Here is a 26,232-nt window from a genome sequence, read left to right as displayed (position 1 = left end):
ATTAATTATAAAAAGGTAAATTAAACCCCGATAACAAAAACTTACTTTCTTTATCCGTTTTAGCAGATGTAACGATTGTAATATCCATACCCCTTATTGTATCGATTTTATCGTAATTAATTTCAGGAAAGACTATCTGCTCTTTTAATCCAAAAGTAAAATTTCCTTTACCATCAAAACTTTTATAAGAAAAACCGCGAAATTCCTTAACACGAGGTAACGCAACAATTACTAGCCTTTCTAAAAAATCATACATTCTATCTTTACGTAATGTAACCTTACAGCCTATTTTCATATTTTCGCGTAACTTAAAGGTTGCAATAGATTTTCTTGCTAACGTTACAACCGGCTTCTGACCGGAAATCAATGTAATATCAGTTACTGCATTATTAATTACTTTGGAATCGGCTATTGCTTCCCCTACTCCCATATTTATAACAATTTTCTTAATTTGCGGTATTTCGTGTTTATTTTTATAAGAAAATTCTTTTTGTAAGTTTTCAATAATTTTTTGTTGATATAATTCTTTAAATCTTAACATTATTTACCTTCCTTACCAATAATTTCCCCTGATTTCTTTGCTATTCTAACCTTAGAACCGTCCTCTAAGAATTTAAAAGCTACTTTGGTAGGGCTACCGGTTTTTGGATCGATGTGCGCAATATTTGAGATATGTATAGGTAATTCTTTAGTTATTATCCCGCCTTCACTCATTTGATTAGGTTTAGTATGTTTTTTTACTAAATTTACTCCGGAAACAATTACTTTACTGTCCTCAGGAAAAACTTTTAATATTTTGCCTTTTTTTCCTTTGTGCTTTCCGGTAATAACAACAACTTCATCACCTTTTTTTACTTTTAATTTAATCATTTATAACACTTCCTCTGCAAGCGACATTATTCTAACATATTTTTTCGCTCTAAGTTCTCTTGTAACAGGACCGAAAACTCTAGTACCGATAGGTTCATCTTGTTTATTCAAAAGCACTAATGCGTTTTTATCAAATTTTATTGTACTACCGTCAGGTCTTACTACTCCGGTCTTTGTACGAACGATCACGCCTTTATAAACATCACCCTTTTTAACCTTACCGCCGGGTATAGCTTCTTTAACAGATACAACTATAACATCACCCAGCTTTGCCACCATATGGTGAGAGCCACCTAAAACTTTAATACACATAACTTTTTTAGCACCGGAGTTATCTGCAACTTCCAGGATGCTCTGCATTTGAATCATAAACTACTTCCAATTTTTTATACACGAGAGATAAAATAAACAATCTACCTTATAAAGTCAAAGATTAAAAAACTTTATTCTCCATTTACCACTATCCATGTTTTGGTTTTTGAGATAGGACGACTTTCAATTATACTAACTTTATCTCCTTCTTGATATCTATTTTCTGAATCATGAGCAGCATATTTTTTAGATACTTTCACGAATTTTTTGTAAATAGGATGCTTAAACTTTCTTTCTACTTTTACTGTAACCGTCTTATCAGCTTTTGAACTTATAACCACGCCTTGTAGCACTCTTTTCGGCATTTTAATATTCCTCACTATTAGATCTTTTTGTTAATTCAGTTTTAATACGTGCTATAGACTTTTTGACTAACGAAAACCTACTAGTATTTTTTAACTCACCTAAAGCTTGTTGAAATCTTAAATTAAACAATTCTTTCTTTAAAAGACTAAGGTTTTTATAAAGCTCTTCTATTGTTTCAGTAGATAACTTACTTCTTAATAATTTCAAATCATTCATAACGTCTCACTATCCTTGTTCTAACAGGTAATTTTGCACTTGCAAGTTCTAAAGCTCTAAGGGCAATATTTTCTTCTACCCCTTCAATTTCAAACATAATTCTTCCAGGCGAAACTCTAACTGCAAAAAATTCAGGAGAACCTTTACCTTTACCCATTCTTACTTCGGCAGGCTTTTTAGAAACTGGAACATCCGGAAAAATGCGAATCCATAATCTTCCTTGCCTTTTCATACATCTAGTAGCTGCTTTTCTTCCTGCTTCTATTTGTCTTGCAGTAACACGCCAACCGTCTATAGATTTTAGACCAAATGATCCAAAAGCAAGCGTCGTACCTGCTTTTGCTTTTGAAGCAACTCTACCTTTATGAGCTTTTCTAAATTTTTGTTTTTTCGGAGCTAACATTTTAATACTTAAAATTAATTATATCTTTTATTTTCTGTATATTCACCTTTATAAATCCACACTTTAACCCCTATAACTCCATAAGTAGTTATAGCCTCAGCTGTTGAATAATCAATATCAGCTCTTAAAGTATGTAATGGCATTCTTCCTTCTATATACCACTCGGTTCTAGCAATTTCAGCACCTCCAAGTCGCCCTGAACAACTAACTCTTATACCTTGTCCACCTTGTTTAAATGAAGCCTGAATTGCTGTTTTCATGGCTTTTCTAAAAGAAACTCTTTTTTCAAGCTGTAGTGCTATAGTTTGAGCTACTATAGCAGCATCTATATTAAACTTTCTAACTTCATGAATATTTATATAAACTTCTTTTAAAGAAGTCATTTTCTCGATAGCTTTTTTTAGCTTATCAATTTCACTACCGTTTCTACCAATAATTATATTTGGTTTTTTGGCATTAATATTAATTATAATACTTTTATTAGAGGGACGTTCAATTAAAACTCTGCTAATTTGAGCTTGACTAAAACCCTTATTTATTAAATCTCTAATTTTTAAATCTTGTATAAAAAGAGTTTTATAATGTTTTTCTGCATACAATACGGAATCCCAACCTTTAATTAAAGTCGGCCCGACTCTAAAACCATGTGCACAAACTTTCTGCCCCATTTTAATTATCCTCTTTTTCTGTAACAGTTATATAAAGATTACTAAAAAACTTATTTATTCTAGCTGCTCTTCCTTTTGCTCTAGGCATAACTCTTTTCATCACTAAAGCCTTACCTACCGTCGCTTTAGTAATAACTAACCTATCTATATCTAAACCTAAATTATTTTCGGCATTCGCAACAGCAGATTGTAAACAATCTTTTACAACTTTTGCAATTCTTTTAGGAGAAAAAGTTAATTGTACCAATGCTTCAGATACTTTCATATTTCTAATAAAGGCTGCAACTAGATTTAGCTTCCTTGGACTTACTCTAATAGATTTAGCTTTTGCCGTAGCAAAATTTTTATTTTCCTGTACCATAATAAATCTTTACTTTCTTTTAACTTTTTTGTCTGCTCCATGACCGTGAAATGTTCTAGTAGGAGCAAATTCACCTAATTTTCTTCCAACCATTTCTTCATTTACAGAAACCGGAATAAATTTATTTCCATTATGAACAGAAAAGGTAAATCCAACAAAAATAGGTAAAATTGTTGATCTTCTAGACCAAGTTTTAACCATTTCAGATCTACCTGATTCCATTAATTTTTGAACTTTCTTTATTAAATAACCGTCTACAAAAGGCCCTTTCCATATTGAACGTGCCATACTAATACCTAATTAATTTAAAATCTATTTTCTTTTCTTTACGATAAATTTTGAAGTACGTTTATTTTTACGTGTCTTCTTACCCTTTGTCGGGAATCCCCAAGGAGTAACAGGATGGCGTCCTCCTGAAGTTTTACCTTCACCACCTCCATGAGGGTGATCTACAGGATTCATCGCTACACCTCTAACATGCGGTCTCCAACCGAGCCATCTATTTCTACCTGCTTTGCCTAAATTAATATTTTTTTGATCCGGGTTAGATATACTACCTATAGTAGCTTTACAATCTAAAGGTATCAACCTAAATTCACCTGATCTTAATTTAATCTGAGCATATCCTGAATCTTTACCTACTAGATCTACTGAAGTACCTGCAGACCTTGCAATTTGACCGCCCTTGCCGACCTTCATTTCAACATTATGTAAAGTAGTACCGATAGGAATACATTTTAAAGGTAAACAATTCCCTATTTTTATATCAGCATCTTGACTTGATATTACTCTATCACCTACAGATAATTTTTGCGGTGCTAAAATATAAGAACATTCTCCGTCTTCGTATTTTATTAAAGCAATAAAAGCAGTTCTATTAGGGTCATACTCTATTCTTTCGACAACAGCAGAAATATCTATTTTATTTCTTTTAAAATCAATAATACGATATAATTTTTTGTGTCCTCCTCCTCTATGCCAAGAAGTAATTCTACCCTGATTATTTCGTCCACCGGTTTTAGATATACCTTTGGTCAAAGATTTTAAAGGTCTGCCTTTCCATAAACTAGTTTTATCAACTTGAACTAACTCTCTAAGGGAAGGAGTAATTGGATTAAAGTTTTTTAAAGCCATTTATTTAATTCCTCCAGCAAAATCGATATTATGATCTTTTTCTAATGTAACAATAGCTTTCTTTCTATTGATTTGAGTCCCTATAATTCCTTTAAATCTTTTCTTCTTACCTTTAACGTTTAAAATATTTACTTTTTTAACTTTTACTTTAAATATTTCTTCTATAGCCTTTTTAACGGTAAGTTTTTCAGCAAATTTATCTACATAAAAAGCATATTTATTTTGCTCTGAAAGGGTCGTAGTTTTTTCCGTAATAATAGGTTTTCTAATTAAATCGTAATATTTACAAGAACTCATCTTAACCTCTCTTCTAAAACGCTCACTGCTTCTTGTGATAATAGGACATATTCATGTCGTATTATATCATAAACATTTGCTCCTATTTGTGGAACAATCACAGTATTATAAATATTTTTTGCAGCTAAAGAAAAATTAATATCTACTTTGTTTCCGTCTATTACAAAGAAACTTTTTCCTTGAAATTTGTTTAATATATTTACAAGAGCAGAAGTTTTAGGCTCATCTAGCTTTAAAGAATCTATTACCAATAACTTTCCTTCAGCTAATTTCTCAGATAAAGCATGGATTAAACCGAGTTTTCGTACTTTTTTAGGTAGTTTTGTTGCATGACTACGTACTCTAGGTCCGTGAGCTACACCACCACCACGCATTTGTACCGACCTAAGAGAACCTTGTCTTGCATTACCTGTACCTTTCTGCTTAAAAGGCTTTTTTGTGGTTCCTGATACTTCTGATACTGTTTTAGTTTTGTGGTTACCAGACATTGCTTTAGCTCTCTGCCAATCAATAACCTGCTTTATTATATCATCTCTGATAAATTCAACAGCAAATATATCTTCATTTAAACTAATCTCACCAACTTCTTCATTAGCAAGACTTAATATTTTAGTTTTCATCTTTATTTAACCTTATACAGTCTTATATAAAACTTTTATATAAATAAATTATTGCATGGCGTTTTGTTAATTTAGTAATCTTTAACCTCAACAAACATGTCTAAATATCTATTATACAGTTATTGAAATCTTTTTTATTGCATCTTTTACTGAAAGATACGAATTTTTGTGACCGGGTATACTACCCTGAATCATAATAAGCTTACGCTCTTTATCAACGGCAAATATTTTCAAATTTTGAATAGTAATTTGGTTACATCCCATGTGACCAGCCATTTTTTTGCCTTTGAAAACCTTCCCTGGGTCTTGTCTTTGTCCTGTAGAACCGTGCGAACGGTGGGATATCGAAACACCGTGAGAAGCTTCAAGACCTCTAAAATTATGTCTTTTCATACTACCGGCAAACCCTTTACCTATGGTAGTTGCCGTTATATCCACAAACTGTCCCGCCGTAAAATGATCTACTTCTAGACTTGCTGCTATATCAATAAAATTCTCATCAGAAATTCTAAATTCTTTTAATTTAGTTTTAGGAGATATTTTAGCATTAGCAAAAACTTGTTTCATAGGTTTGGTTACTCTAGATATTTTTTTATCTTTTACACCGATAACTAAAGCGTTATATCCATGCTTTTCTAGAGTTTTATGCCCTACTACTTGGCAATCATCAACTTTTACTAATGTTAAAGAAATTCTTTCTCCTTTATCATTAAAAACACTAGTCATTCCAATTTTTTGAGCAATTATACCGCTTCTCATTTATTCCCCACTCTCTAATTCAATCACTACATCAACACCTGCTGCTAAATCAACTTTACTTAAAGCATCAACAACAGCTGGATTCGGATCATCTATAACTAATAATCTTTTATGCTTTCTAATTTCAAATTGCTCTCTTGACTTCTTATGCACATGAGGAGATCTATTTACGGTAAATCTTTCAATTTTTCTAGGTAAAGGAATAGGACCATTAATGTTAGCAAACGTTCTTTTAACAGCACTAACTATCTCTTTTGTAGCTTGATCAAGACTACGATGATCAAATGATTTTAAACGAATTTTGATTTTATTTTTCATTCAGTAAACCTAATATTTAAACAGCAAGATGTTTTTTACACATCTTAAAATATGAATACCTATTATTAAAAAATAATAGGTATTCATAAAATCAATTAATTAACTACTTTTGTTACTACACCAGCACCAACTGTTCTACCGCCTTCACGTATAGAGAACTTTAACCCTTCCTGCATAGCAATCGGAGCAATTAACTTAACTTTAAAATTAGCGTTATCTCCAGGCATAACCATTTGCTTATCAGCCGGTAATTCTATCGTACCAGTAACGTCAGTTGTTCTAAAATAGAACTGTGGACGGTAGTTGTTAGTAAATGGAGTGTGGCGACCGCCTTCTTCTTTACTAAGCACATACACTTCGGCTTCAAATTCATCATGAGGCTTTATACTACCCGGTTTTGCAAGAACTTGACCTCTTTGCACTGCTTCTCTCTCTACGCCACGTAATAATATACCAACATTATCACCTGCTTCACCGCTATCAAGAAGCTTTCTAAACATCTCAACACCAGTACAGGTAGAGGTTGTTGTGTCTCTCATTCCAACTATTTCAACTGGCTCACCAACTTTAATTTTACCAGCTTCTATTCTACCGGTTACAACAGTACCTCTTCCTGAAATAGAAAACACATCTTCTATCGGCATCAGGAAAGGTTTTTCAGTTTCTCTAGTAGGTTGCGGTATATAGCTATCCACTGCATTCATTAATTCATTAATAGCTTCTTCCCCTTTAGCTTCTCCATTTAAAGCCTGAAGAGCAGAACCTTTAATGAAAGGTATTTCATCTCCCGGGAAACCGTATTTTGATAATAATTCTCTTGCTTCCATCTCTACTAGTTCTACTAATTCGGGATCATCCACCATGTCTACTTTATTTAAGAATACTACCATAGCAGGTACACCCACCTGTTTTGCTAGTAATATATGCTCTCTAGTTTGCGGCATAGGACCATCAGCAGCAGAAACTACTAATATTGCACCGTCCATCTGAGCAGCACCGGTTATCATGTTCTTTACATAGTCAGCGTGTCCCGGACAATCTACGTGTGCATAGTGTCTATTTTTAGTCTCATATTCTACGTGTGCAGTAGAAATAGTTATACCCCTTTCTTTTTCTTCAGGAGCAGCATCAATTTGATCATAAGCTGTAGCTTTTGCTCCACCTGTCTTAGCAAGTACTATAGTTATTGCTGCCGTTAAAGAGGTTTTCCCATGATCTACGTGACCAATAGTACCTATATTAACGTGCGGTTTAGTTCGTTCAAATTTTGCTTTTGCCATATTATTACTCTCTACAATTTTTTAGGTTTAATACAAGTTAATTTTTTATAAGTGCATTTTTTTGCTAAATTTATTTGTCACCACTATCTCTGGAGCGGGTGATGGGAATCGAACCCACGCAGCCAGCTTGGAAGGCTGGAACTCTACCATTGAGCTACACCCGCATTGTGGCACTATTAATAAAATAATTTCAAAGCTATTTTGTTAACAGTGCTATATCAATTTTATTCAGATTTATAAATATACACAATTATGTTTTATTTTTAAATAAAAATTAAACATATATACATGAAATTTTTTAAAATAAAATGATATGCTTCCCTGAACCATTTAAGTGGTGGAGGGAGAAGGATTCGAACCTTCGAACGCTTACGCGGGCAGATTTACAGTCTGCTGCCATTGACCACTCGGCCACCCCTCCTAAAGAACTTTACTGTATTAAATAGACTAATTCACTGTAAAATACAATATCTAAATTAGTATTAGGACCTAATAAAACTTCTTGCCGAATTATCAAATAAACAAATAGCAGCTTGCACATTTATTTAGTTGTAACTTTCTATAATAAATAGTAGTTTCTGTCAAGAGCAAATTACTGGCGGTTTTCAATAAGATGCAAAATAAAAAACTTGATTCTAAAAATTATTATTATATGTATGGGAAACATCCTGTATTTTCTGCTCTTAATAATCCAAAACGTCAAATTGAAAATATTTTATGCACTAGGGAAATTTTTGATGCAAACAAAAAATTAATAAGTACTAGATCTTACGAAATTGTTAATAACGATTTTTTATCTAAATTACTGGAAAATCAAGCGCATCAAGGAATAGTCGCAAAAGTTAGGCCGATCTTTTCTTACAATCTAGAAGATATAGATATAAAAGCTCCCAAATGTAAAATTGCGATTCTTGATCAAATAACAGATACACAAAATATTGGAGCAATTATTCGCAGTGCTGCTGCTTTTGATATAAATGCTATAATATTACCTCAAGATAATTCTCCGAATGAAAGCGGAGGCATTGCTAAAGCAGCTTGCGGTACTTTAGAATTAATACCTATTATTAAAGTTACTAACTTACGCTCATGTATGAATTATCTTAAAAAACACGGCTTTTGGATTATAGGTCTAACAGGTTCTGCAAATGACTACTTTACCAATAAATTAATTTCCGACAAAATAGCATTAGTATTTGGTTCAGAAGATAAGGGCATGCGAAGATTAGTCGAAGAAACATGTGATTATTTAGGCAAAATCCCTATTTCTAAGAGAGTAGAAAGTCTTAACGTATCAAATGCTGCTTCTATAATTTTTCACTTATTATATTAGAGATTATCTGTAAATATATTTTAAAGCTAATTATATTCTTTTTTGCTGCAAATTATAAGATTTTTTTGAAATACGAATAACTAGTTCCTTCAAAAATCTTATTAATTTTTGCTAAAAACACTCTTTAAATTATCAATTAAAATATATTTACATATAACCTCTTATACATTACATCTAAAAATTTTTTTAATGAATCAAATATTGTTTTTTGTTTACTTCGATATAAATATTTAGTCTACTTATTTATATCGAAAAGTAAATAAGTTCTGTGGAAAAAATCTTATAATTTGCAGCCAAAAAGAACAAAAACAGATTAATTTAATTTTCCGTACGCAAGAACCTAAATTTTAAATCATAACTTAGTTATATCAATAATATTTGAGAGAAAAGTCATGAAAAGGGGACAAAATGAACAAATTATCGAGAGTTTTGAAAGACAATTAGACATATTTATAAACGAATTTGCAGAAGAAGCGATAACAAAGGCTATATTAAATAATTTTTTTGATAAAGTAATCAATAATCTCAAAAATGAAAGATTAATTAATAATACTATATTTGATATATATCAAGGTAAAGCAGTAATTACTAAACCTATATATTCCGATTATATAGAATCTTCTGAACCTAAACATAACGAACATTGGCAAAAATTTTATAGTTTTAATCGTAATCTTATGATAGAAAGCACATTAGTATTTATTGCTAAGAATCTAAAAAAGCTTCCTTTTAAAGATAAATTATATTATAGCTTTGCTAAATTAGCTGAACAATTAGATTTAAACGCAGTAAGTGATCATTTTATGAAAAAAATAGATAATTATATAACATTTAACAAATTATGAAAAATTACAGGACTGAAAGCGATTCTTTTGGAGAAATTCAAATAGAAGGAAAATTTTATTGGGGCGCTCAAACTCAAAGATCTTTAGAAAATTTTAAAATAGGCAGGCAAAAAATGCCTGAAATTTTAATTCATGCTCTTGCTATTTTAAAAAAATGTGCTGCGACAGTTAATAATGAGTTTGGCGATTTAGAAGCTAAAATAGCTACAAGTATCGATAAAGCCGCGACTAGAATTCTAAACGGCGAATTTGACGATAATTTTCCTTTAGTAGTTTGGCAAACAGGTTCCGGAACACAAACAAACATGAATATGAATGAGGTAATTGCCTCTATAGCTAATGAAGAACTCACAGGCAAGAAAGGGGGAAAATCACCGGTACACCCTAATGATCATGTTAATAAAGGTCAGTCTTCTAACGATTCTTTCCCAACCGCTATGAATATAGCGACCGTACTTGCAACTAAGCAGCAACTGATACCGGCTTTGAATAATTTACTTACCTCTTTGCAAGATAAGTCAAAAGATTGGGATAAAATCATAAAAATAGGACGCACTCACTTACAAGATGCGACTCCTCTAACTCTCAAACAAGAATTCTCAGGATATATTACACAAATAGAGTATGCCTTAGAACGTATAGAAGATGCGCTAAAAAAAGTTTACTTACTTGCACAAGGCGGAACGGCAGTAGGTACAGGTATTAACTCAAGAATAGGCTTTGATATAAAATTTGCCGAGAAAGTAGCAGAGTTTACCAAACAACCTTTTAAAACGGCTCCTAATAAATTTGAAGCCTTAGCAGCTCATGACGCACTAGTAGAATTTTCCGGAACACTTAATACTATAGCAGTTAGCTTAATGAAAATAGCAAATGATATAAGGCTGCTTGGCTCCGGTCCAAGATGCGGTCTTGGCGAATTACACCTACCTGAGAATGAGCCTGGTTCTTCAATTATGCCCGGCAAGGTCAACCCTACGCAAGTTGAAGCTTTGACAATGGTTTGCAGCCAAGTAATGGGAAACCATGTTACGGTTACTATTGCCGGCTCAAACGGCCATCTTGAACTTAACGTATTTAAACCCGTAATAATATATAATATCCTACAATCTACCCAGCTACTATCAGATAGCGTAAATAGCTTTGTTACTCACTGTATTAAAGGATTAGAACCCAATATAGCACGTATTAATGATTTACGCGATAAATCTCTAATGCTTGTAACCGCCCTTAACCCGCATATCGGCTATGATAATGCCGCAAAAATTGCTAAGGAAGCACATAAACACGGAATAACTTTAAAAGAAGCAGCTAAAAAACTAGATCTTTTATCGGAAGAAGAATTTGATAAAATAGTAGTTCCTGAAAAAATGGTTGGACAATCTTAGGTTTTATATAAAAATATAAATTTAAACTATTAATAGTGCTGTACAGAATCTTATAAATAGGCTAGTATTAAATTAGTCTATTTATTATATTACCTATGTGAAACAAAATTTATCTAATCAAATTAACCTACTCGAAGCAAAAACTCATTTTTCCGATCTAATACAGCGTGTACAAAACGGCGAACAAATTACTATTTGTAAGCATAACACTCCTGTTGCCGTGCTTTCACCAATCACACACAGACCAAAAATAGAAAATATAGTGGAAAAATTTGCTGAATTTAGTAAGGGTAAAACATTAGCACCTTATACTATTAAAGAGCTTAGAGATGAAGGCAGAAGATGAGTAATCGCTCTTTTAGATTAGACTGCTCTGTAGCTATTACATGGTGTTTTGAAGATGAAAAAAACGAACATTCGAAATTTGTATTAAATTAATTGTATGAAGCATGGAGCTACAGTACCGTATCTTTGGAAACTTGAAATAACTAATACACTATTAGTATCAGAAAAACGTAATAGATTACATATAGCAGATACAGTTAAATTTATAGATTTATATAATTCTCTACCTCTTAACATATCAAATTTTAATTTTTCCATACATGAAATTACACAAACTGCAAGAAGCAGCAATCTTACTACATATGATACAACTTATTTGCTAACTGCAATGCATGAAGGACTTCCTATAGCTACTAATGATAAAGCATTAATCAAAGCATGTCATAATAACGGTGTTCCTCTATTAAAAGAAAATTTATCTTAAACTTTTCATAAAATACTGTGGAAAGATTTAGGCTCTGCGTACGAAAAATTTAATTATTTATATTTTTAAGCGAAAATTAATTAGATTTTTGAGAGGATAGTTTTGTTTCCTATTTCAAAAAAATCTTATAATTTGCAGCCAAAAAGCACAAAAATATATTAATTAAATTTTTCTTCACACAGCCTAAATCTTTTATTATACTTAAACACAAATTATATAAATAAAAGATTACCATGGTTTTAAATATAAAAGCTCCTGAAAATATAGTATTAAAGCCGACCATTACAGTTTTCGGCGTCGGAGGTGCAGGTAGTAATGCAGTAAATAATATGATTAGTGCTAATCTGCAAGGTGCTAATTTTGTAGTAGCTAATACCGATGCACAATCGCTTGAGCATTCTTTGTGCACTAACAAAATACAACTCGGTGTTTCTACGACTAGAGGTCTTGGGGCAGGCGCTTCTCCTGAAGTCGGGGCCCTTGCTGCCCAAGAATCAGAAAGTGAGATACGTAGTTACCTAGAAAATAGCAATATGGTATTTATTACTGCCGGTATGGGCGGAGGTACTGGCACCGGTTCTTCTCCTGTTATTGCGCGCATTGCTAAGGAACTCGGAATTTTAACGGTCGGAGTAGTAACTAAACCTTTCCATTTTGAAGGCGGTCATCGTATGAAAACTGCTGATAAAGGACTTATTGAATTACAGCAATTCGTTGATACTTTAATTGTAATACCGAATCAAAATTTATTTCGTATTGCTAATGAACAAACGACGTTTGCCGATGCTTTCAAAATGGCAGATGACGTATTACATGCAGGCGTTAGAGGGGTAACGGATTTAATGATTATGCCAGGGCTTATTAATCTTGATTTTGCCGATATTAAAGCAGTAATGAGCGAAATGGGTAAAGCAATGATGGGTACGGGTGAAGCTAGTGGTGAAGATAGAGCCATTAAAGCAGCAGAATCTGCAATTTCAAATCCGCTGCTAGATCATAACTCAATGTGCGGTGCAAGAGGAGTGTTAATTAATATTACAGGCGGTTCTGACATGACTTTATTTGAAGTTGACAACGCCGCTAATAGAATTAGAGAAGAAGTAGATAACCTTGATGCTAATATTATTTTCGGTTCAACATTTAATCCGGAACTAAAAGGAATTATCAGAGTATCGGTTGTTGCTACCGGTATTGATGCTGATAAAGTACCAACATATAAACCAACAGCTGAAACTACCAATACAGTTCCTGAAGAAGCTTATAATGAAGCTATAGCACAACCTACGCAAATAGAAGAAATTCCTGATTTTAACAGCTACAGTACCGAAAATATTGAAATTACCGATTCTCCAATAAATCAAAATTTTACTGTAAATGAAGATGAATTAGGACTACATGTAAACAACTTCAACAAATCTGAAGGAGAAGCACAAAAACCATCCTTCTTAGGAAAAATATGGGGTTCTCTGCGTACTTCAAATAATCAAACTTTAGAACGCAAAAACGTTGTTGTTAGTACTCTAGATCAAGATAATAAAGAGTCTGATATTCATGACATACCTGCTTTTTTAAGAAAGAAACGGGATTAGATTAAAATATGAGTATAATTCTAGAACAACATAAAAAAGAATTACTAAAAATAACTGAAGATTCTCCTGCGGATATTACGTTACTGATAGATTATTTAGAAGAGAAATTACAAAATAAAATTGAATCTTATGAACCTAAACAATTAGAAGATTTTAAATTTTTTGTAATGAAAAGTTTTGCAGATGAGATTAATAATTCTAAAGGTGATAACAAATATATTCAAGAGTTATTAGAAACGCTACAAGAAATATGGGGAGATTTATTTGAAGAAATACTTCAAGGTCAACATACATATAGTTTAGATATTGGCAACACAACCTATTACACCGAATTAGATTTTACAGAATTAAAACAAAATAATATGCTGAATACAGAATTTAGCGAAACCTCTTTTGATCTTAATTTAATAGAAACACTGCCTAACTTTTCTAGTGACAAACAAAAATATAAGACTGAATTAGCCTTTACAGAATTAAAACAAACTAATTTTGCAAATATATATTTGGAAAAACAGCAATATAACTCTCAAACTATTCTTATTTCAAATATACAAAATAATTACATATTATTTCCTAAAATTATAAACCTTAAAGAAAAAGTTACTATAGAGATATTAATGATTTGTTATTATTAGGTACTTGTAATAAACATAATTTTTTAAATCTAGTGAAGAATCAGAAATATATTTTATATTACCGAATAATGAAAGGCTCGCTATGAAGGTTTTTAGTTTAAATAATCAGCCTATACATAAAAACGGTAAATTTAAGAATGCTATATTATTTTTAAGTAAAAAAATAAACGAACATAGTGAAGTTGACTATAGTGAGGGTTTTAGTGCTGATATAGCCGACGGCGAAATAAATTCTTCTTATATAACTCCTTTAGGCGAGATAATGGATTTTAATTAAAAAAATAATCATATGCCAAATAAAATTATACTATTTCTTATATTATGTTTTTTAAATACTCATTTACTAGCTAATACCAATAAGCCGTTAAAAGATATTGCTCCCTACCCTATACCGGCAGATGACCAAAAGCGATATGTAATTCATTTACCTACAACGCCTAATGAAGAAAAATTGAAAGTAGAATTGCAAGCAACAAAGAATGCGATGAAAGATTGTAATCGTGTTTGGTTTGGCGGTAAGCTGGAAACAAAAACCTTAGAAGGATGGGGATATAATTATTATGTAATAGATCAAGTTAGCGTTCACCCTGCTAGTACAATGATGGCATGCCTAAACGTAAAAGCAACGATGCAGCCGGTGAGTGTATTTTTAGGCGACGAAACATTTTTAAGATATAATAGCAAACTACCTATCGTAATTTATGCCCCAAAAGATGTGGCATTACATTACATTATTTGGCATCAAGATGATATAATCAATTCTGCAAAGGAAGAATAGCTTCTTAACAGTAATTTAAACATTTTCAGATGTCATTCCCGCAAAAGCATTGTTGCGTGGACCAGTTTTTCAGTTGTCATCCCGCGAGCCTATAGCGGGATCCAGTTAAAAATACTAACATTATTAGTATTTTCAGTTGTTTTTATGGATACCGTGGTCAAGCCACGGTATGACTACCTTAGTGCGTTTTTATATCTACGCAACAATGCCTCGCGGGAATGACATAGAAACTTTAGATCAACTATTTTTAAGCAATACAGCGTGTTTCAGAAAGCTTCAGACAAGATGAATTTAAAGGCGAGCCTGCGCAGCGTAGAAAACTACGTGAGCACAGGCGAGTCCTACAAAATTCGCTTGTATCAAGCTTTATGAATTATGCTATACCTAAATTATTCAAAATCTTCTTCTACAGCTTCAACTTCTTGCACTTCCGGTACAAAATGTTTAAGCATTGATTCAATGCCGTTTTTTAAGGTAATAGTAGAGCTTGGACATCCAAGGCATGCACCGCGAAGAGCTAATTTAACTATGCCGTTTTCAAAGCCTTTATATATTATATCACCGCCGTCTTGTGCAACCGATGGACGCACTCTAGTTTCAATAATTTCGATAATTTGCTTCTCTATTTCCGAAAGCCCATCAAGGTTATGATTTACACTATCTGCTTTAGCACTTTCTTCAAAGACAGGAAATCCTGAAACAAAATGATCCATAATCACCATTAAAATTTCAGGCTTTATAACTTGCCAATTACTTTCAGATTTTTTAGTAACAGTAATAAAATCACTACCGAAAAATACTGATTTCACATTATTAATATGAAATAATGATTCTGCAAGTTTGCTTTTTCCTTTTACTTCAGCAAGCTCACTAAAAAATACCGGCTGATCACTACTTATTTCTTGTCCCGGAAAGAATTTTATTGCATCAGGATTGGGAGTATCTTCAGTTTGAATAAACATAATTAAATCACACTAATAAATTTGTTGATTATTATAAATCGACAATTTAAATTATACAAGACCTCTTATATAATCCAAAGTAAAATGAAGAATCGGTATACGAAGATCAACTTGGAAAAGAGCAAGGAGGCTGTAAGCCGAGGAGCGGAGCGTATAATAATACGTGAGCATCCGAGGACTTACAAAGACGACGTAGCCAATTTTTCAAGTTCATCGAGTATATTTAGGTAAATATCTAATTAATATATAAGCCGGTATAAAACAAAATCCTGCAACTACAAAAAAGTAATTCCACCCAAGATAAGTAGCTGCATAACCCGAAATACTACCAAGTAATATAGTGCTAACATAAGTAATAGATGTAATCAAAGCAATCTGAGTTATGCAATATCTGCTACTACTACATTTTAGTTGATAAGAAAAAAACGGCGACATAGTTAAGCCTTTAGTAAATTCTTGAAAAAAGACCGCTATATAAAGACTTGTAATATCGCGATTATAAAAATAAAGAAATATGAAAGATAGACTAGATAAAGCATGGTATATTAATGCTCTCTTAAGTAAATAAGAATATTCATATTTTCGACATAAAAATCCGCCTATAAAACCGCCAAATATAGCGGCACACATACCAAAGGCTTTATAGCCAAGAGCTAAATCCTTTTTCGTATAGCCGATATCGAGATAAAACATATTTGGCATAATTGAAAGAAAATTATCTTGAAGACGATATAGAAGCATGAAGCTAACAATTATTAACCATTTAGGCTTCTTAATAAAGTCATAAAAAGCATGCCAAAATCTATCAAAATTATTAGCAATCGCCTTATCTTTAAATTTAAGCGGATAGAGTATGATTAGCAGTAATGATGGTATACATAAAATCGCCATCACGCGGTAAACCTCTTGCCAAGATATGATAGTAGATAAATATAACGATCCCGAACCAGATATAAGTATACCGATTCTAAAACCGGTAGTACAAGCCGCTTCGCTTATACCCCAATTTTTATTTGTAATCAGTAGCATTTGCGAAGACTGCAATAACATATCGTAAATGGAAGAAAAAAATGCCACAGCTACTAAGCATAAAGCAAATGGTATAAAATTAGTGTTAGGGTTAAAATTTGTTAGAACATACACACAAAAAATACAACTAACTAAAGCAATAATTAAACAATATTTATAACCTCTCTTACTTGAAGGAGAAAAACTTATTTTTTCAAGTAAAGGTCCCCATAAAAACTTAAATATATGTATAAAATTAACTAAACTGAAAAGCCCGATAGTGATTTTATCAAAACCGGATTCTCGAAGCCAAAAGGAAAGGGTCGAACCGGTAAGTAAATAAATTAAACCACCAGGAAAAGAAATTATTAATATAAATAAAATATTAAATATAGATTGAAATCGTGAAAAATTAAAAAGTATGAATTTATCCTCCTTAAATATGCTCTAGGTCATACCATGGCTTGTACCTACATTGCCTGCGTGAATACTAAGCCGTCATTGCGAGCGGACCTTATTGCGTGGATCATCCCGCGACTTGATCGCGGGATCCAGTTTAAAATACTAAATTATTAGTATTTTAATTGTTTTTATGGATACCGTGGTCAAGCCACGGTATGACACTGAGCACTTTTTTATATCCACGCAACAATGCCCTGCGAGCGACTGAAATGAGCGTGGCAATCTCAAGATTTTAGCGCAAGATTGCTTCGTCAAAATTTTCAATTTTTCTTCGCAATGACGTAGATCTAAACTACGATGCTTTACGTTTTTTATTACCGTAATTACCGCCTTCAAAAGTTCTTTTACGATTATTACCAGCAGAACTAAATCCTTTATTAGCACTATCAGTTCTTCTACCACCATCAAATGACCTTTTACGATTATTTTTATTAGTGTTCTTAAACTCACTACGCGGTGTAGATTCACCCTTATTTATTAAACGATCAATAGCACGCCATCTAATAACATCATCAGGCGAGATAAACGATAATGCATGCCCCGTAGCACCTGCTCTACCTGTTCTACCTATTCTGTGTAAATAATCTTCAGGACACATTGGTAAATCGTAATTAATAACATGCTGTGTATGAGGAATATCAAGCCCACGAGCCGCTACATCCGTTGCTACCATTATTCTATGATTTGACTTACGGAAAGATAAAATTACTTTTTCACGTTGACGCTGACTTAAATCACCGTGTATAGCTTCCGCTTTATGATGTTCATATCTTAACATTTTAGCTAACTGATCTGCAGAACGTTTAGTTTTTACAAAAATAATTACCGATCCTTCTCTGCTACTAAGCTGTTTATTTAATTCACTAAATTTTTCTTTATCGGAAACATGCATTGACTCCTGCTTTATTTCTGCTGCTGCTTTATTAGCAGAACCGACCGTAATACGTACAGGATTATTTAGATATTTTTGAGAAAGAGCAATAATATGTTTTGGCATAGTAGCAGAAAACATTAAAACTTGTCTTTTTGCCGGTAAAAATTTGTTGATTTCTTCTAACTGTTCTTTCATCCCCATATCAAGCATTCTATCCATTTCATCAAGCACAGTTATACCTATGCCATCAATTTTTAAACTGCCTCGGTTCAAGTGATCGATTATACGCCCGGGAGTACCGATAATCACTTTCGGATTCTTTTTTAGTTGCATAAATTGCTTAGGCATCGGTTCACCGCCTATCAAAACTGCATTATTTATTTTAAAAGACTTAGTTACTTCAGTCAAAGCACTACATATTTGAGTTGCAAGCTCTCTTGTCGGAACAAGTACTAAAGCAGTAGTTTTATTTTCAATAAATGAATTAATTATAGGAAGCAAATAAGCAAGGGTTTTCCCCGAACCTGTTTGACTAGAAGCAAGTATATCTGAGCCTGACATAGCAACCGGGATCGACTGCTTTTGTATTTCAGTAGCCTCAGTTATATTCATTTTCTCAAGTGCAGTAATTAATTCTTCAGGTAAATTAAAGTTTTTCATTATATAATCCATATATAGTTTTAATCAAAATATGCACATTATTGATTAGACCTCTTACATACCCCATTTCTAAAGATAATTAAGACATCGACTCTGCCTTTTCATCCTCACGTACTTAACTATGTACGCTACGTAAGATAAGTTATGCAAGAGGTCTATTGTATAAAAAATAAGTTATAGTAAATTAAAATAACGACTTATATAATTATCCTGAATCAAAAAATATGCTTAATTTAGATTAGAAAACCCTAATTAAATATATAAAATGATAATGAATAATAAAGCTATTCAGAATCTTATTCACGCTAGAATAATAACGTTTAAATTTAAGGTATTTTCATACCCTCTAGCAGAAATAATTTATTATACTTTAAATTATATTATATAGGTTATTATAAGACAAAAACAAAATATTTACTATTTTGATAAAGATGACTAGGCTATCCTAAATTATAAAAAATTTTGGATAGCTGTTGTTGGTATTATAAAATATATTTATTTGATTTTGATGTTAACAGCATAGGCTTTTCCTTGCTTTTCTTCAAGATCAAAAGTTACATTTTGTCCTTCCTCAAGACTATGTAAACCTGCTTGGTCTACGGCTGATTTGTGTACAAACACATCTTTGCCACCATCATTCTGTTCAATAAACCCAAAATTCTTCGTCGAATTATACCACTTAACTTTACCACTTATAGACATAAAAACCTTATATTAGATAGAAATTACTTATTTGAACTTAACTCCGCTTATAATAACTAAAACTTAAATTTAAGCCTACTTAATACAAGAGTCGATAAAAATTCATTATGCAAAACTACCCTATCTTGCGGCATTTGTCAATAAACATGTCAATAACATGCAAGAGAAAGTATTACTTTCTAAAACTAATCTATCATATTATTACTATTTTGTCACTATTTAAGTTAATTATCTAACAAATAATAGTAAAAATGAGCTTATTTTTTAACTTTTTCATATTATGTAGTGCTATCTTGTATTATTTAGCCATATAGTAAATTGATTAGCATTTGGTGTTTCGTTACTTGTCGTCTCGCCTATTCCTATAGGTTCTACCCTCGCACTTGTCACCAAATACCACTAAATTTACTAATATGGCACTGTTAACACAATTAATTTTCATATAAAAATATAAATAATTTAAATTTCCTGTGCAGAACCTAATAAAAGTACTTGCTTTTTTTCATTTTTTTTATTAATCTGTCACCTTAGAATTAAATACAGTATGCAATATACTGTACACTGAATCTTGCCCGCGTGATGGAATGGTAGACATAACGGACTTAAAATCCGTGGAGCGTAAGCTCTTGCCGGTTCAAGTCCGGCCGCGGGTACCATTCGCCATTTTTAGGCAAATTCACCAATGTATCAAACGGCGAACGCAGCATAAAGTCAAGCTTTTCAGGTCTCAATATTAAGTTCCCAAATATTAAATGCACTAAACGCTTTTTTCGCTCACGCTGGAACTTTTAAATATCTTATAGGCACTTGAGGCTGTTGATATCAAGGAAATTAGCATTTTTGTAAAGCTATCATCATCTTTATCACGTGTTTCAATTTCCTTTGTTATTTCTTTGCGTTTCTGCTCTAATTCTAATCTTTTTTCTTCGTGTTTCTCTTCGCTTATTTGTCCCTTGATATATAAATTTATTAATCTATCCATAGAATCCTTTAATCTAGTACTTTCTACATTTAACTCTCTTATACGTTTCTTGTAATATTCATGCTCTGCATTTGCGGAAGTTTCTATATATTTTATTATCTCTTGTAAAAATTCCGGTTCTAATTGCAATGATTCTAAAACTTCTTCTACTTCCTCTAATATCTTTTCTTCTTTTATATATATTGCTCTTTCAGGATTAATTGCATCCCATACTATTAAATAAGTGTAAACTCCTTTTTTTATTACAGATGTTACAACTTTCCCTGTATTACCACATTTAATTAATCCTCTAAATATAAATTCCTTTTCTCTATATTTATATGAGCTTTGCTTTCTTCCGAGTCGTACATCTTGGCATTTGTCAAATAACTCTTTACTAATTATAGGAGGGTATATATGTGGAAAATATTGACCGATTTTTTGTAGTTTCATTACTCCATAATAAAAAGGATTTTGGATAATCTCGAAAATATGCGATCTGCATAAATAACCTTGATAACCTCTTGAATTAGTTAAACCCCACTCTTTGGTCATTTTTAATATTTCCGGCAGAGTATGTAATCCTGAAGCGTATAGCTCAAATATTTTCTTTATAAACGGCGATCTAATATGGTCAACATATATTCTATCAGCACCTTTTTTACTTTGATCCGTATTATGTAAATAACCGACAGGAGCAGTACTAATCCACTCCCCGCAACGTAGTTTCTGCTCAATACTACGTTTTACGTTATCACGTAAGCTGTCAACGTAATTTTGAGCCATCATTACCCAAATATTCCATATCATTTTTTCCTGTGATGTTGAATATCTATGAATAACACAACTATCAGCTGGAAAGTGTAACTCAATTCTTTCTTGTTCTATAAGTTCACCTAACATAACGCACTCTTTAAAGCTTCGTTGTAGCCTATCAACTTTGTCGGTTACTACTGCTATTATTTCTTTATGTTTCTTAGCATAATCATTAGTAAATTTCATAGCCTCCATGAATTTTTTACGTTTACCAACTATGGAAGATTCAACAATAGTAAAAACTTTTATGACTTCTAAATTATTACGCACGCAATAGCCTCCTGAACGGAACTTCTGCCCATCCAGCGAATATGTGTCATCTTGATCGGGGTGTGATACTCTTGAGAAAAGTACGGCTTTTTTTGGCACTTTTCTTTGTGATAAAAACATTTTAAACTACATTGGTTACCTTACTTGTTGCCGTCACCTACTATGAAAATTCAGTAAACTTGAAAAGTTTAAAGCACTTCTAAATTTTTACGTCTACTACATTCCTCTAAACGATTTTTTTGAGCATCGAGTGATAATTCTTTTACTTGTTCGTCATCAGGTTTAATTTTTTTGTGTCTTTTTTTACGATTTTCACTTAAAACTTGTCTACGTTTATCACGTTCCATATGCAAGTAACATTGCGTCATATTAAGCCACATCCTATCTGATTCGGAGGATGATAACTGGCATGCTAGTATTGTTATTTTTAGTTCTCTTAGCGTTTTTTGTGAGTAAGGCATTTTAAACTCCATTATTAATTTGATTTATTAGTTATATGTTAAGATTACTTTAGTTGTTGATACTGTAATTTATTACTCTAGTGAAAAATTAATATTTACTTCTCAAAATTTTTTCTAATATCGTTAAGCGTTCGTTTATTCTCTCTATGTCTTCCTTGGTTAAAGGTTCTGCTATTTGTTGTTTTATTTTCTTTCTTAAACCTTTTTCCGGTTCTTCTTGTTTATTATTTTTTCTAAAAATAGATAATATTTTTCTATTAGGCATTTTAACCTCTATTTAATTTGAATTAATTTGATTTTAATTAAGTGATATTAATTGCTTGGTTCAGCTCTATCATATATTGATTCAAATCTTTTCCATTCATCAAACCCATATCTTTCGGCAAAAATCATGGCTTTAGCTATAAGATCATGCTCTTCGTTATTTAAATGTCTTAGTACTATGCCGTGTTTTGTCACCGAATAAGTACTAACTTTAATAAGTTCAGATAATTCAAGTGTACCAAGTACTGCTAATAATGTTTTCTTAATAGATTCATGAATAGAAAGCCCGTTAATTATAACCGTAACAGGTTTGACTTCCTTAGCTATTACAAGTTTCACTAATTTACGCAAATTTTCATGATCAAAAGGATTTGTAAATTCAATTGTTTCAAGCGTGCCAAGTTCATGCTTTTCACAATAAGCAGCAATTTCTGCCGTGAGTTCTTGACTTCTAGAATTATAAGGAGGTTCTAATAAAAAGATTGATTGAGGTATTAAATTGTTTTGAGTGGTCATATTTTGCTCCCATTATACTTAATTGAGTTAAGTTGTAACCACCGAAGAAAAAAACCTTGGTGGTCGGGGAGTTCACAAAACCATCAACGACAGCCATAATAGCCTTTAGGTTTAAAGCTTACGCTCTAGACCTTGGACATAGCTATTAACACCCCAACCATAATAAAGTTGAGGATTGTACCATTTTATGGTTGGTACAAATACCACGTTGATAAGAGGATGTGAGGCCCCGAAATAGCCTTAGCTACTTCAGGTATAATTTTATATATAACTCCCCAAAAAAGTCAATTGATACTTAAGTCTTATTGTTTTTTTCTTTTTCTTGCCTAATACTTACTTCCATAATAATTTTTACAAATTCAATCAATCTTCTTGCTGCTTCGTGTACTTCCTGCTCCGGCAATTTACCATTGTACATTTGCCTTATTCTTCCTAAAATTGAGTCGTATATTTCTTCACTGCTGCGTTTATCCTGCATAATTAATTGAGCTTCATTATGGGCATTTTCATATATGGTTATTTCTGTATTTGTCACAATAGTTTTCCGTTATTGTATTTTACTAAAACATAATCAAGCAGCGCCAAGCTATCAGCTTCGTTGTCATCTACTGGAACAAAGCCTTTTTCTTTAACAGCGTCTATCACCGCATATTTGGTAGCGTTACCTTTGCCAGTTATATGTTTCTTTATTGTCCCGACAGGTACACCTAAGTAAGGTATTTTATGATGTTCACAAAAAGCTGTTAAGGTAGCTAAAAACCCGCCGTATTTATGAGCAGCATCCGTGCCTTTGTGACTCCTGACAGATTCAAAATAAATAAGGTCAATGCCGTCTTCTTCACTGTTTTTTATATCTACAAGCCATTTTCTGAAACGCACAAATACCATACCGCCGCCCTCGAACTTGTTAGGCTTAAAATTTATCGTACCTGATTTAATTACTTGGTCTTTATTATGTATTGCCCAGCCGGTAGTAGTGCCTAAATCTAAGGCTAATATTGCTTTATTATTCATACTCGATCATCCTCTTTTTTTGTTTCGTTTAGTTTTGCTTGTTCTAATAACTCTTTTTCTAATATCTCAGGAGCAGTATCATTAAAATCGTTAGCTGAAACCATTCCGTTAGTTGCTCTGTAAATTCTTTGCATAACTTTTGGTTTAGGAATTACGCCTAAATATATGTAATGATAAATACTAGTATGCGAGACTTTAAATAATCTTGCTGCTTCCTTAGTTGTAACTTCAAATATCTTCATCCAAATTTGTAATTTCATAAGTACCTCAATAATTAAATTAGAGGTCTACAGTAGCTCGCTAATTTTCATTTTTTAAGGAAACTTATGAGTGCGAAACCTGTTTAGACTTTCATGTGTTTAATTTATTTATAAAGCAAAAAAATAGGCTTGTGTGGAGGTGTTTATGTTATGAACTAGTTTGAAAAGCTTTTTCGCTTAGGGCTAAGACTTATAAATGAAAACAAGTTTATGTTATAAACACGGGGTTGAAAAGGCTTAAAATATAGAGAATGTTGTAAGTACAAGTTCAATTTAAAAAGGAGGAAATTATGACTATGAACTTAACTACTGATAACATTCTAAATGTACCGATAGGAAGCCTTACTAAATATGAAACAAAGCAATTATATGAGTATTTAACGGAAGCTAATAAAAGGCTAGATGAAGCTAAGAAGTTTAGAGAGTGGATACATTCGGCAATAGCTTTAAAGTACGACGTATTTATGAAAACAAAACGTCAAAGGCTAGAGAAAGACAGCGGCATTATTCATATAGACGAGCAGCATTTTAAAATAACTAACGACATACCTAAAAAGGTCGAGTGGAATCAAGACATACTAGGTAGGCTACTAGCAGGTTTTGTAGCTAAGGGCGGTAATATACCTGACTATGTTGAGGTCACTTACCATATATCCGAAGCAAAATATAACGCTTTACCTGAAAAGATAAAACACCAGTTAAATGCCGCTAGGATAATAAAGCTCGGTAAGCCTATCTATAAACTAACTAAACTAGATGATACTAATATTGAAAGAATTACGCTTGATCAATTTATGTTAGAGTTGGAGGGGTACTATGAATAAATTACCTATCATAAGTGCTGATGAGCGATTAGCTGAAAAGCGAGGGATTAAGGGCTGTATCTTCGGCAAATACGGCATCGGAAAAACAAGTCTACTTTATACATTGCCGCCTGAAAGTACACTGTTTTTTGACCTAGAGGCTGGGGACTTAGCAGTTTCAGGCTGGCAAGGCGATAGTATACGCCCTAGAACATGGCAGGAATGTAGAGATTTTGCGGTATTTATCGGTGGAGCTAGTCCTGCGGTTAAAGATAACGGCATTTACGGCAAAGCTCATTATGAAGATGTTTGTAGGCGTTTTAGTGCAGCTGCTAGCCTTGATAAATACGAAACTATTTTTATTGACTCTATTACTGTTGCGGGTCGTTTGTGTTTGCAGTGGTGTAAGTCGCAACCGCAGGCAATTAGTGAGCGTACAGGTAAAGAGGATTTAAGAGCTATGTACGGCTTGCATGGTCAGGAAATGATTAGCTGGCTAACTCACTTACAGCATACAAGAGATAAAAATATTTGGTTTGTCGGCATCTTAGAGGAAAGAGTTGACGATGCTAACCGCAAGTATTTTGGACTGCAAATTGACGGTAGTAAAACAGCGTTAGAGCTGCCCGCTATTGTCGACCAAGTTATTACCATGACACAAAAGGAAGATAAGAGGGTTTTTATCAATCATACCAATAATCCTTATGGATACCCTGCAAAAGATAGATCAGGTAAGTTAGAGCCGATTGAGCCGGCACATCTTGGTAACCTAATGGATAAAATCAACACTAAAACAATAATCAATTAAAATAGGATTAACAATATGAATTATTACGATTTCAATACAGCTGTTTTACAAGCAAATTATGACTTAGTACCGAAAGGCACAATAGCCAAAGTAAATATCCATATTAAACGAGGTGGTTATAACGATGAATCGCAAGGCTGGCATGGCGGTTATGCCACCAAAAGCAAAAGCAGCGGTGCGATTTATTTAGATTGCGAGTTTACAGTTTTAGAGGGCGAATATTACAAACGCAAGATATGGAGTTTAATCGGTCTTTATAGCGATAATAATAACAATAAATGGGGTGAGATGGGCAGAAGCTTTATACGCTCTATACTTAATTCGGCACGGGGATTTTCTGATAAAGACAATTCTGACGCTGCACAGGAAGCACGCAAGGTATAATGGCCTGAAAAATCAAGACAAAATATATGAACAATGTACTTGGTAATGTTGCTTAAAATTAAGCTG

General features: G+C 32.7%; 38 protein-coding genes, 3 tRNA genes and 1 pseudogene. 14 read left to right on the top strand and 28 right to left on the bottom strand.

The window, feature by feature from the left end; all coding sequences use genetic code 11:
• Nucleotide 1 precedes the first annotated feature (1 nt).
• The 17 genes from rplE to AC1Z7D_RS00475 all read right to left on the bottom strand — a co-directional run bounded on the left by rplE (nt 2) and on the right by AC1Z7D_RS00475 (nt 8,025).
• Nucleotides 2–541 carry a 50S ribosomal protein L5 gene (gene rplE / locus AC1Z7D_RS00555; protein WP_482601252.1) on the bottom strand — a complete coding sequence of 180 codons (540 nt, stop codon included), beginning with the start codon at nt 539–541 and terminating at the stop codon, nt 2–4.
• Nucleotides 541–870 (bottom strand): 50S ribosomal protein L24, encoded by a 330-nt coding sequence (gene rplX / locus AC1Z7D_RS00550; protein ID WP_482601251.1) that lies wholly within the window; start codon nt 868–870, stop codon nt 541–543. Before rplX ends, rplE begins: the two co-directional genes overlap by 1 nt.
• The gene (gene rplN, locus AC1Z7D_RS00545; protein ID WP_008580952.1) at nt 871–1,239 is read right to left on the bottom strand and encodes a 50S ribosomal protein L14; all 369 of its coding nucleotides are present in this window, start codon (nt 1,237–1,239) and stop codon (nt 871–873) included. It lies immediately after the preceding gene.
• A 74-nt stretch (nt 1,240–1,313) separates the two neighbouring features.
• Nucleotides 1,314–1,547 carry a 30S ribosomal protein S17 gene (rpsQ, locus tag AC1Z7D_RS00540; protein WP_482601250.1) on the bottom strand — a complete coding sequence of 78 codons (234 nt, stop codon included), beginning with the start codon at nt 1,545–1,547 and terminating at the stop codon, nt 1,314–1,316.
• A 1-nt stretch (nt 1,548) separates the two neighbouring features.
• The gene (gene rpmC / locus AC1Z7D_RS00535) at nt 1,549–1,764 is read right to left on the bottom strand and encodes a 50S ribosomal protein L29 (protein WP_482601249.1); all 216 of its coding nucleotides are present in this window, start codon (nt 1,762–1,764) and stop codon (nt 1,549–1,551) included.
• Complete coding sequence (rplP, locus tag AC1Z7D_RS00530) at nt 1,757–2,167, bottom strand: 50S ribosomal protein L16 (protein ID WP_040256128.1); 411 nt, start codon at nt 2,165–2,167, stop codon at nt 1,757–1,759. The genes rpmC and rplP overlap by 8 nt, the downstream gene beginning before the upstream one ends.
• Before the next feature lie 14 nt (nt 2,168–2,181).
• On the bottom strand, nt 2,182–2,835 hold the full coding sequence (gene rpsC / locus AC1Z7D_RS00525; protein ID WP_341787584.1) for a 30S ribosomal protein S3: 654 nt from the start codon (nt 2,833–2,835) through the stop codon (nt 2,182–2,184).
• 1 nt (nt 2,836) lies between these two features.
• Nucleotides 2,837–3,196: a 50S ribosomal protein L22 gene (rplV, locus tag AC1Z7D_RS00520; RefSeq protein WP_341787583.1), complete on the bottom strand. Its 360-nt coding sequence runs from the start codon at nt 3,194–3,196 to the stop codon at nt 2,837–2,839.
• A gap of 9 nt (nt 3,197–3,205) precedes the next feature.
• Nucleotides 3,206–3,484, bottom strand: coding sequence for a 30S ribosomal protein S19 (gene rpsS, locus AC1Z7D_RS00515; protein WP_341787582.1), 279 nt, complete (start codon nt 3,482–3,484; stop codon nt 3,206–3,208).
• A gap of 24 nt (nt 3,485–3,508) precedes the next feature.
• Nucleotides 3,509–4,330, bottom strand: coding sequence for a 50S ribosomal protein L2 (gene rplB, locus AC1Z7D_RS00510; protein ID WP_482601248.1), 822 nt, complete (start codon nt 4,328–4,330; stop codon nt 3,509–3,511).
• The gene (gene rplW / locus AC1Z7D_RS00505; protein WP_482601247.1) at nt 4,331–4,627 is read right to left on the bottom strand and encodes a 50S ribosomal protein L23; all 297 of its coding nucleotides are present in this window, start codon (nt 4,625–4,627) and stop codon (nt 4,331–4,333) included.
• Nucleotides 4,624–5,247 carry a 50S ribosomal protein L4 gene (gene rplD / locus AC1Z7D_RS00500; protein WP_482601246.1) on the bottom strand — a complete coding sequence of 208 codons (624 nt, stop codon included), beginning with the start codon at nt 5,245–5,247 and terminating at the stop codon, nt 4,624–4,626. The genes rplW and rplD overlap by 4 nt, the downstream gene beginning before the upstream one ends.
• 111 nt (nt 5,248–5,358) lie before the next feature.
• Entirely contained in the window at nt 5,359–6,006 is a 648-nt protein-coding gene (gene rplC, locus AC1Z7D_RS00495; protein ID WP_482601245.1) for a 50S ribosomal protein L3, read from the bottom strand.
• Nucleotides 6,007–6,324, bottom strand: coding sequence for a 30S ribosomal protein S10 (gene rpsJ / locus AC1Z7D_RS00490; protein WP_011270629.1), 318 nt, complete (start codon nt 6,322–6,324; stop codon nt 6,007–6,009).
• A 95-nt stretch (nt 6,325–6,419) separates the two neighbouring features.
• Nucleotides 6,420–7,604, bottom strand: a complete 1,185-nt coding sequence (tuf, locus tag AC1Z7D_RS00485) for an elongation factor Tu (RefSeq protein WP_482601244.1) — start codon at nt 7,602–7,604, stop codon at nt 6,420–6,422.
• A 90-nt stretch (nt 7,605–7,694) separates the two neighbouring features.
• Nucleotides 7,695–7,768 (bottom strand) — tRNA-Gly (locus AC1Z7D_RS00480).
• A 171-nt stretch (nt 7,769–7,939) separates the two neighbouring features.
• Nucleotides 7,940–8,025, bottom strand: a tRNA-Tyr gene (locus tag AC1Z7D_RS00475).
• A gap of 192 nt (nt 8,026–8,217) precedes the next feature.
• On the opposite strand from AC1Z7D_RS00475, the gene rlmB reads away from it, so the two are divergent.
• The 10 genes and pseudogenes from rlmB to AC1Z7D_RS00425 form a co-directional block, all read left to right on the top strand.
• Nucleotides 8,218–8,937, top strand: coding sequence for a 23S rRNA (guanosine(2251)-2'-O)-methyltransferase RlmB (rlmB, locus tag AC1Z7D_RS00470; protein WP_482601243.1), 720 nt, complete (start codon nt 8,218–8,220; stop codon nt 8,935–8,937).
• Between the two features lie 392 nt (nt 8,938–9,329).
• Complete coding sequence (locus AC1Z7D_RS00465; RefSeq protein ID WP_482601242.1) at nt 9,330–9,782, top strand: hypothetical protein; 453 nt, start codon at nt 9,330–9,332, stop codon at nt 9,780–9,782.
• Nucleotides 9,779–11,170: a class II fumarate hydratase gene (gene fumC / locus AC1Z7D_RS00460; protein WP_482601241.1), complete on the top strand. Its 1,392-nt coding sequence runs from the start codon at nt 9,779–9,781 to the stop codon at nt 11,168–11,170. The genes AC1Z7D_RS00465 and fumC overlap by 4 nt, the downstream gene beginning before the upstream one ends.
• A 97-nt stretch (nt 11,171–11,267) precedes the next feature.
• Nucleotides 11,268–11,516, top strand: a complete 249-nt coding sequence (locus AC1Z7D_RS00455; protein ID WP_482601240.1) for a type II toxin-antitoxin system Phd/YefM family antitoxin — start codon at nt 11,268–11,270, stop codon at nt 11,514–11,516.
• 96 nt (nt 11,517–11,612) lie between these two features.
• Nucleotides 11,613–11,939 (top strand): type II toxin-antitoxin system VapC family toxin, encoded by a 327-nt coding sequence (locus tag AC1Z7D_RS00450; protein WP_482601239.1) that lies wholly within the window; start codon nt 11,613–11,615, stop codon nt 11,937–11,939.
• A gap of 233 nt (nt 11,940–12,172) precedes the next feature.
• Nucleotides 12,173–13,528 carry a cell division protein FtsZ gene (gene ftsZ / locus AC1Z7D_RS00445; protein ID WP_482601238.1) on the top strand — a complete coding sequence of 452 codons (1,356 nt, stop codon included), beginning with the start codon at nt 12,173–12,175 and terminating at the stop codon, nt 13,526–13,528.
• A gap of 8 nt (nt 13,529–13,536) precedes the next feature.
• Entirely contained in the window at nt 13,537–14,163 is a 627-nt protein-coding gene (locus tag AC1Z7D_RS00440; RefSeq protein ID WP_482601237.1) for a hypothetical protein, read from the top strand.
• 82 nt (nt 14,164–14,245) lie between these two features.
• On the top strand, nt 14,246–14,440 hold the full coding sequence (locus AC1Z7D_RS00435; protein ID WP_482601236.1) for a hypothetical protein: 195 nt from the start codon (nt 14,246–14,248) through the stop codon (nt 14,438–14,440).
• A 12-nt stretch (nt 14,441–14,452) separates the two neighbouring features.
• Nucleotides 14,453–14,941, top strand: coding sequence for a serine protease inhibitor ecotin (gene eco / locus AC1Z7D_RS00430; RefSeq protein WP_482601235.1), 489 nt, complete (start codon nt 14,453–14,455; stop codon nt 14,939–14,941).
• 254 nt (nt 14,942–15,195) lie between these two features.
• Nucleotides 15,196–15,348: pseudogene (locus AC1Z7D_RS00425) on the top strand (palindromic element RPE3 domain-containing protein); the annotation flags it as partial.
• On the opposite strand, the gene AC1Z7D_RS00420 reads toward AC1Z7D_RS00425, so the two are convergent.
• From AC1Z7D_RS00420 to AC1Z7D_RS00405, 4 genes are all read right to left on the bottom strand, one after another.
• On the bottom strand, nt 15,331–15,903 hold the full coding sequence (locus AC1Z7D_RS00420; RefSeq protein ID WP_482601234.1) for a NifU family protein: 573 nt from the start codon (nt 15,901–15,903) through the stop codon (nt 15,331–15,333). The pseudogene AC1Z7D_RS00425 and the gene AC1Z7D_RS00420 overlap by 18 nt on opposite strands.
• 210 nt (nt 15,904–16,113) lie before the next feature.
• On the bottom strand, nt 16,114–17,334 hold the full coding sequence (locus AC1Z7D_RS00415) for an MFS transporter (RefSeq protein ID WP_482601265.1): 1,221 nt from the start codon (nt 17,332–17,334) through the stop codon (nt 16,114–16,116).
• A 331-nt stretch (nt 17,335–17,665) separates the two neighbouring features.
• Nucleotides 17,666–18,907: a DEAD/DEAH box helicase gene (locus AC1Z7D_RS00410; protein WP_482601233.1), complete on the bottom strand. Its 1,242-nt coding sequence runs from the start codon at nt 18,905–18,907 to the stop codon at nt 17,666–17,668.
• A gap of 495 nt (nt 18,908–19,402) precedes the next feature.
• Nucleotides 19,403–19,609 carry a cold-shock protein gene (locus AC1Z7D_RS00405; protein WP_341787564.1) on the bottom strand — a complete coding sequence of 69 codons (207 nt, stop codon included), beginning with the start codon at nt 19,607–19,609 and terminating at the stop codon, nt 19,403–19,405.
• Between the two features lie 570 nt (nt 19,610–20,179).
• Between AC1Z7D_RS00405 and AC1Z7D_RS00400 the strand changes: the two genes are divergently transcribed.
• Nucleotides 20,180–20,265, top strand: a tRNA-Leu gene (locus AC1Z7D_RS00400).
• 101 nt (nt 20,266–20,366) lie between these two features.
• On the opposite strand, the gene AC1Z7D_RS00395 is transcribed toward AC1Z7D_RS00400, so the two are convergent.
• The 7 genes from AC1Z7D_RS00395 to AC1Z7D_RS00365 all read right to left on the bottom strand — a co-directional run bounded on the left by AC1Z7D_RS00395 (nt 20,367) and on the right by AC1Z7D_RS00365 (nt 24,171).
• Nucleotides 20,367–21,776 (bottom strand): recombinase family protein, encoded by a 1,410-nt coding sequence (locus tag AC1Z7D_RS00395; RefSeq protein WP_482601232.1) that lies wholly within the window; start codon nt 21,774–21,776, stop codon nt 20,367–20,369.
• A 68-nt stretch (nt 21,777–21,844) separates the two neighbouring features.
• Nucleotides 21,845–22,117: a hypothetical protein gene (locus tag AC1Z7D_RS00390; RefSeq protein ID WP_482601231.1), complete on the bottom strand. Its 273-nt coding sequence runs from the start codon at nt 22,115–22,117 to the stop codon at nt 21,845–21,847.
• A gap of 88 nt (nt 22,118–22,205) precedes the next feature.
• On the bottom strand, nt 22,206–22,382 hold the full coding sequence (locus tag AC1Z7D_RS00385) for a hypothetical protein (RefSeq protein ID WP_482601230.1): 177 nt from the start codon (nt 22,380–22,382) through the stop codon (nt 22,206–22,208).
• Nucleotides 22,383–22,429: 47 nt separating this feature from the next.
• Nucleotides 22,430–22,897 (bottom strand): hypothetical protein, encoded by a 468-nt coding sequence (locus tag AC1Z7D_RS00380; RefSeq protein WP_482601229.1) that lies wholly within the window; start codon nt 22,895–22,897, stop codon nt 22,430–22,432.
• A gap of 295 nt (nt 22,898–23,192) precedes the next feature.
• Entirely contained in the window at nt 23,193–23,432 is a 240-nt protein-coding gene (locus tag AC1Z7D_RS00375; RefSeq protein ID WP_482601228.1) for a hypothetical protein, read from the bottom strand.
• Nucleotides 23,429–23,911, bottom strand: a complete 483-nt coding sequence (locus AC1Z7D_RS00370; RefSeq protein WP_482601227.1) for a crossover junction endodeoxyribonuclease RuvC — start codon at nt 23,909–23,911, stop codon at nt 23,429–23,431. Before AC1Z7D_RS00370 ends, AC1Z7D_RS00375 begins: the two co-directional genes overlap by 4 nt.
• A complete protein-coding gene (locus AC1Z7D_RS00365; protein ID WP_482601226.1) occupies nt 23,908–24,171 on the bottom strand; it encodes a helix-turn-helix domain-containing protein in 264 nt (87 codons plus the stop codon). Before AC1Z7D_RS00365 ends, AC1Z7D_RS00370 begins: the two co-directional genes overlap by 4 nt.
• A gap of 290 nt (nt 24,172–24,461) precedes the next feature.
• Here AC1Z7D_RS00365 and AC1Z7D_RS00360 point away from each other — a divergent pair, with 290 nt between their 5' ends.
• The 3 genes from AC1Z7D_RS00360 to AC1Z7D_RS00350 are packed head-to-tail and all read left to right on the top strand — an operon-like array spanning nt 24,462 to nt 26,166.
• On the top strand, nt 24,462–24,995 hold the full coding sequence (locus AC1Z7D_RS00360; protein WP_482601225.1) for a hypothetical protein: 534 nt from the start codon (nt 24,462–24,464) through the stop codon (nt 24,993–24,995).
• Nucleotides 24,988–25,782: an ATP-binding protein gene (locus tag AC1Z7D_RS00355; protein WP_482601224.1), complete on the top strand. Its 795-nt coding sequence runs from the start codon at nt 24,988–24,990 to the stop codon at nt 25,780–25,782. Before AC1Z7D_RS00360 ends, AC1Z7D_RS00355 begins: the two co-directional genes overlap by 8 nt.
• A 15-nt stretch (nt 25,783–25,797) precedes the next feature.
• A complete protein-coding gene (locus AC1Z7D_RS00350) occupies nt 25,798–26,166 on the top strand; it encodes a hypothetical protein (RefSeq protein ID WP_482601223.1) in 369 nt (122 codons plus the stop codon).
• Nucleotides 26,167–26,232: the final 66 nt, after the last annotated feature.

The sequence above is a fragment of the Rickettsia sp. genome (genome assembly GCF_965035265.1).
Note: the sequence above shows the minus strand (reverse complement) of the source record. Positions and strands in the feature narration are given on the sequence as shown.

Excerpts from the sequence above, each read along its gene's own strand:
- rplE (WP_482601252.1), bottom strand. The coding sequence starts at position 541 with ATGTTAAGATTTAAAGAATTATATCAACAAAAAATTATTGAAAACTTA.
- rplX (WP_482601251.1), bottom strand. The coding sequence starts at position 870 with ATGATTAAATTAAAAGTAAAAAAAGGTGATGAAGTTGTTGTTATTACC.
- rplN (WP_008580952.1), bottom strand. The coding sequence starts at position 1,239 with ATGATTCAAATGCAGAGCATCCTGGAAGTTGCAGATAACTCCGGTGCT.
- rpsQ (WP_482601250.1), bottom strand. The coding sequence starts at position 1,547 with ATGCCGAAAAGAGTGCTACAAGGCGTGGTTATAAGTTCAAAAGCTGAT.
- rpmC (WP_482601249.1), bottom strand. The coding sequence starts at position 1,764 with ATGAATGATTTGAAATTATTAAGAAGTAAGTTATCTACTGAAACAATA.
- rplP (WP_040256128.1), bottom strand. The coding sequence starts at position 2,167 with ATGTTAGCTCCGAAAAAACAAAAATTTAGAAAAGCTCATAAAGGTAGA.
- rpsC (WP_341787584.1), bottom strand. The coding sequence starts at position 2,835 with ATGGGGCAGAAAGTTTGTGCACATGGTTTTAGAGTCGGGCCGACTTTA.
- rplV (WP_341787583.1), bottom strand. The coding sequence starts at position 3,196 with ATGGTACAGGAAAATAAAAATTTTGCTACGGCAAAAGCTAAATCTATT.
- rpsS (WP_341787582.1), bottom strand. The coding sequence starts at position 3,484 with ATGGCACGTTCAATATGGAAAGGGCCTTTTGTAGACGGTTATTTAATA.
- rplB (WP_482601248.1), bottom strand. The coding sequence starts at position 4,330 with ATGGCTTTAAAAAACTTTAATCCAATTACTCCTTCCCTTAGAGAGTTA.
- rplW (WP_482601247.1), bottom strand. The coding sequence starts at position 4,627 with ATGAGTTCTTGTAAATATTACGATTTAATTAGAAAACCTATTATTACG.
- rplD (WP_482601246.1), bottom strand. The coding sequence starts at position 5,247 with ATGAAAACTAAAATATTAAGTCTTGCTAATGAAGAAGTTGGTGAGATT.
- rplC (WP_482601245.1), bottom strand. The coding sequence starts at position 6,006 with ATGAGAAGCGGTATAATTGCTCAAAAAATTGGAATGACTAGTGTTTTT.
- rpsJ (WP_011270629.1), bottom strand. The coding sequence starts at position 6,324 with ATGAAAAATAAAATCAAAATTCGTTTAAAATCATTTGATCATCGTAGT.
- tuf (WP_482601244.1), bottom strand. The coding sequence starts at position 7,604 with ATGGCAAAAGCAAAATTTGAACGAACTAAACCGCACGTTAATATAGGT.
- rlmB (WP_482601243.1), top strand. The coding sequence starts at position 8,218 with ATGCAAAATAAAAAACTTGATTCTAAAAATTATTATTATATGTATGGG.
- AC1Z7D_RS00465 (WP_482601242.1), top strand. The coding sequence starts at position 9,330 with ATGAAAAGGGGACAAAATGAACAAATTATCGAGAGTTTTGAAAGACAA.
- fumC (WP_482601241.1), top strand. The coding sequence starts at position 9,779 with ATGAAAAATTACAGGACTGAAAGCGATTCTTTTGGAGAAATTCAAATA.
- AC1Z7D_RS00450 (WP_482601239.1), top strand. The coding sequence starts at position 11,613 with ATGAAGCATGGAGCTACAGTACCGTATCTTTGGAAACTTGAAATAACT.
- ftsZ (WP_482601238.1), top strand. The coding sequence starts at position 12,173 with ATGGTTTTAAATATAAAAGCTCCTGAAAATATAGTATTAAAGCCGACC.
- AC1Z7D_RS00440 (WP_482601237.1), top strand. The coding sequence starts at position 13,537 with ATGAGTATAATTCTAGAACAACATAAAAAAGAATTACTAAAAATAACT.
- AC1Z7D_RS00435 (WP_482601236.1), top strand. The coding sequence starts at position 14,246 with ATGAAGGTTTTTAGTTTAAATAATCAGCCTATACATAAAAACGGTAAA.
- eco (WP_482601235.1), top strand. The coding sequence starts at position 14,453 with ATGCCAAATAAAATTATACTATTTCTTATATTATGTTTTTTAAATACT.
- AC1Z7D_RS00420 (WP_482601234.1), bottom strand. The coding sequence starts at position 15,903 with ATGTTTATTCAAACTGAAGATACTCCCAATCCTGATGCAATAAAATTC.
- AC1Z7D_RS00410 (WP_482601233.1), bottom strand. The coding sequence starts at position 18,907 with ATGAAAAACTTTAATTTACCTGAAGAATTAATTACTGCACTTGAGAAA.
- AC1Z7D_RS00405 (WP_341787564.1), bottom strand. The coding sequence starts at position 19,609 with ATGTCTATAAGTGGTAAAGTTAAGTGGTATAATTCGACGAAGAATTTT.
- AC1Z7D_RS00395 (WP_482601232.1), bottom strand. The coding sequence starts at position 21,776 with ATGTTTTTATCACAAAGAAAAGTGCCAAAAAAAGCCGTACTTTTCTCA.
- AC1Z7D_RS00390 (WP_482601231.1), bottom strand. The coding sequence starts at position 22,117 with ATGCCTTACTCACAAAAAACGCTAAGAGAACTAAAAATAACAATACTA.
- AC1Z7D_RS00385 (WP_482601230.1), bottom strand. The coding sequence starts at position 22,382 with ATGCCTAATAGAAAAATATTATCTATTTTTAGAAAAAATAATAAACAA.
- AC1Z7D_RS00380 (WP_482601229.1), bottom strand. The coding sequence starts at position 22,897 with ATGACCACTCAAAACAATTTAATACCTCAATCAATCTTTTTATTAGAA.
- AC1Z7D_RS00370 (WP_482601227.1), bottom strand. The coding sequence starts at position 23,911 with ATGAATAATAAAGCAATATTAGCCTTAGATTTAGGCACTACTACCGGC.
- AC1Z7D_RS00365 (WP_482601226.1), bottom strand. The coding sequence starts at position 24,171 with ATGAAATTACAAATTTGGATGAAGATATTTGAAGTTACAACTAAGGAA.
- AC1Z7D_RS00360 (WP_482601225.1), top strand. The coding sequence starts at position 24,462 with ATGACTATGAACTTAACTACTGATAACATTCTAAATGTACCGATAGGA.
- AC1Z7D_RS00355 (WP_482601224.1), top strand. The coding sequence starts at position 24,988 with ATGAATAAATTACCTATCATAAGTGCTGATGAGCGATTAGCTGAAAAG.
- AC1Z7D_RS00350 (WP_482601223.1), top strand. The coding sequence starts at position 25,798 with ATGAATTATTACGATTTCAATACAGCTGTTTTACAAGCAAATTATGAC.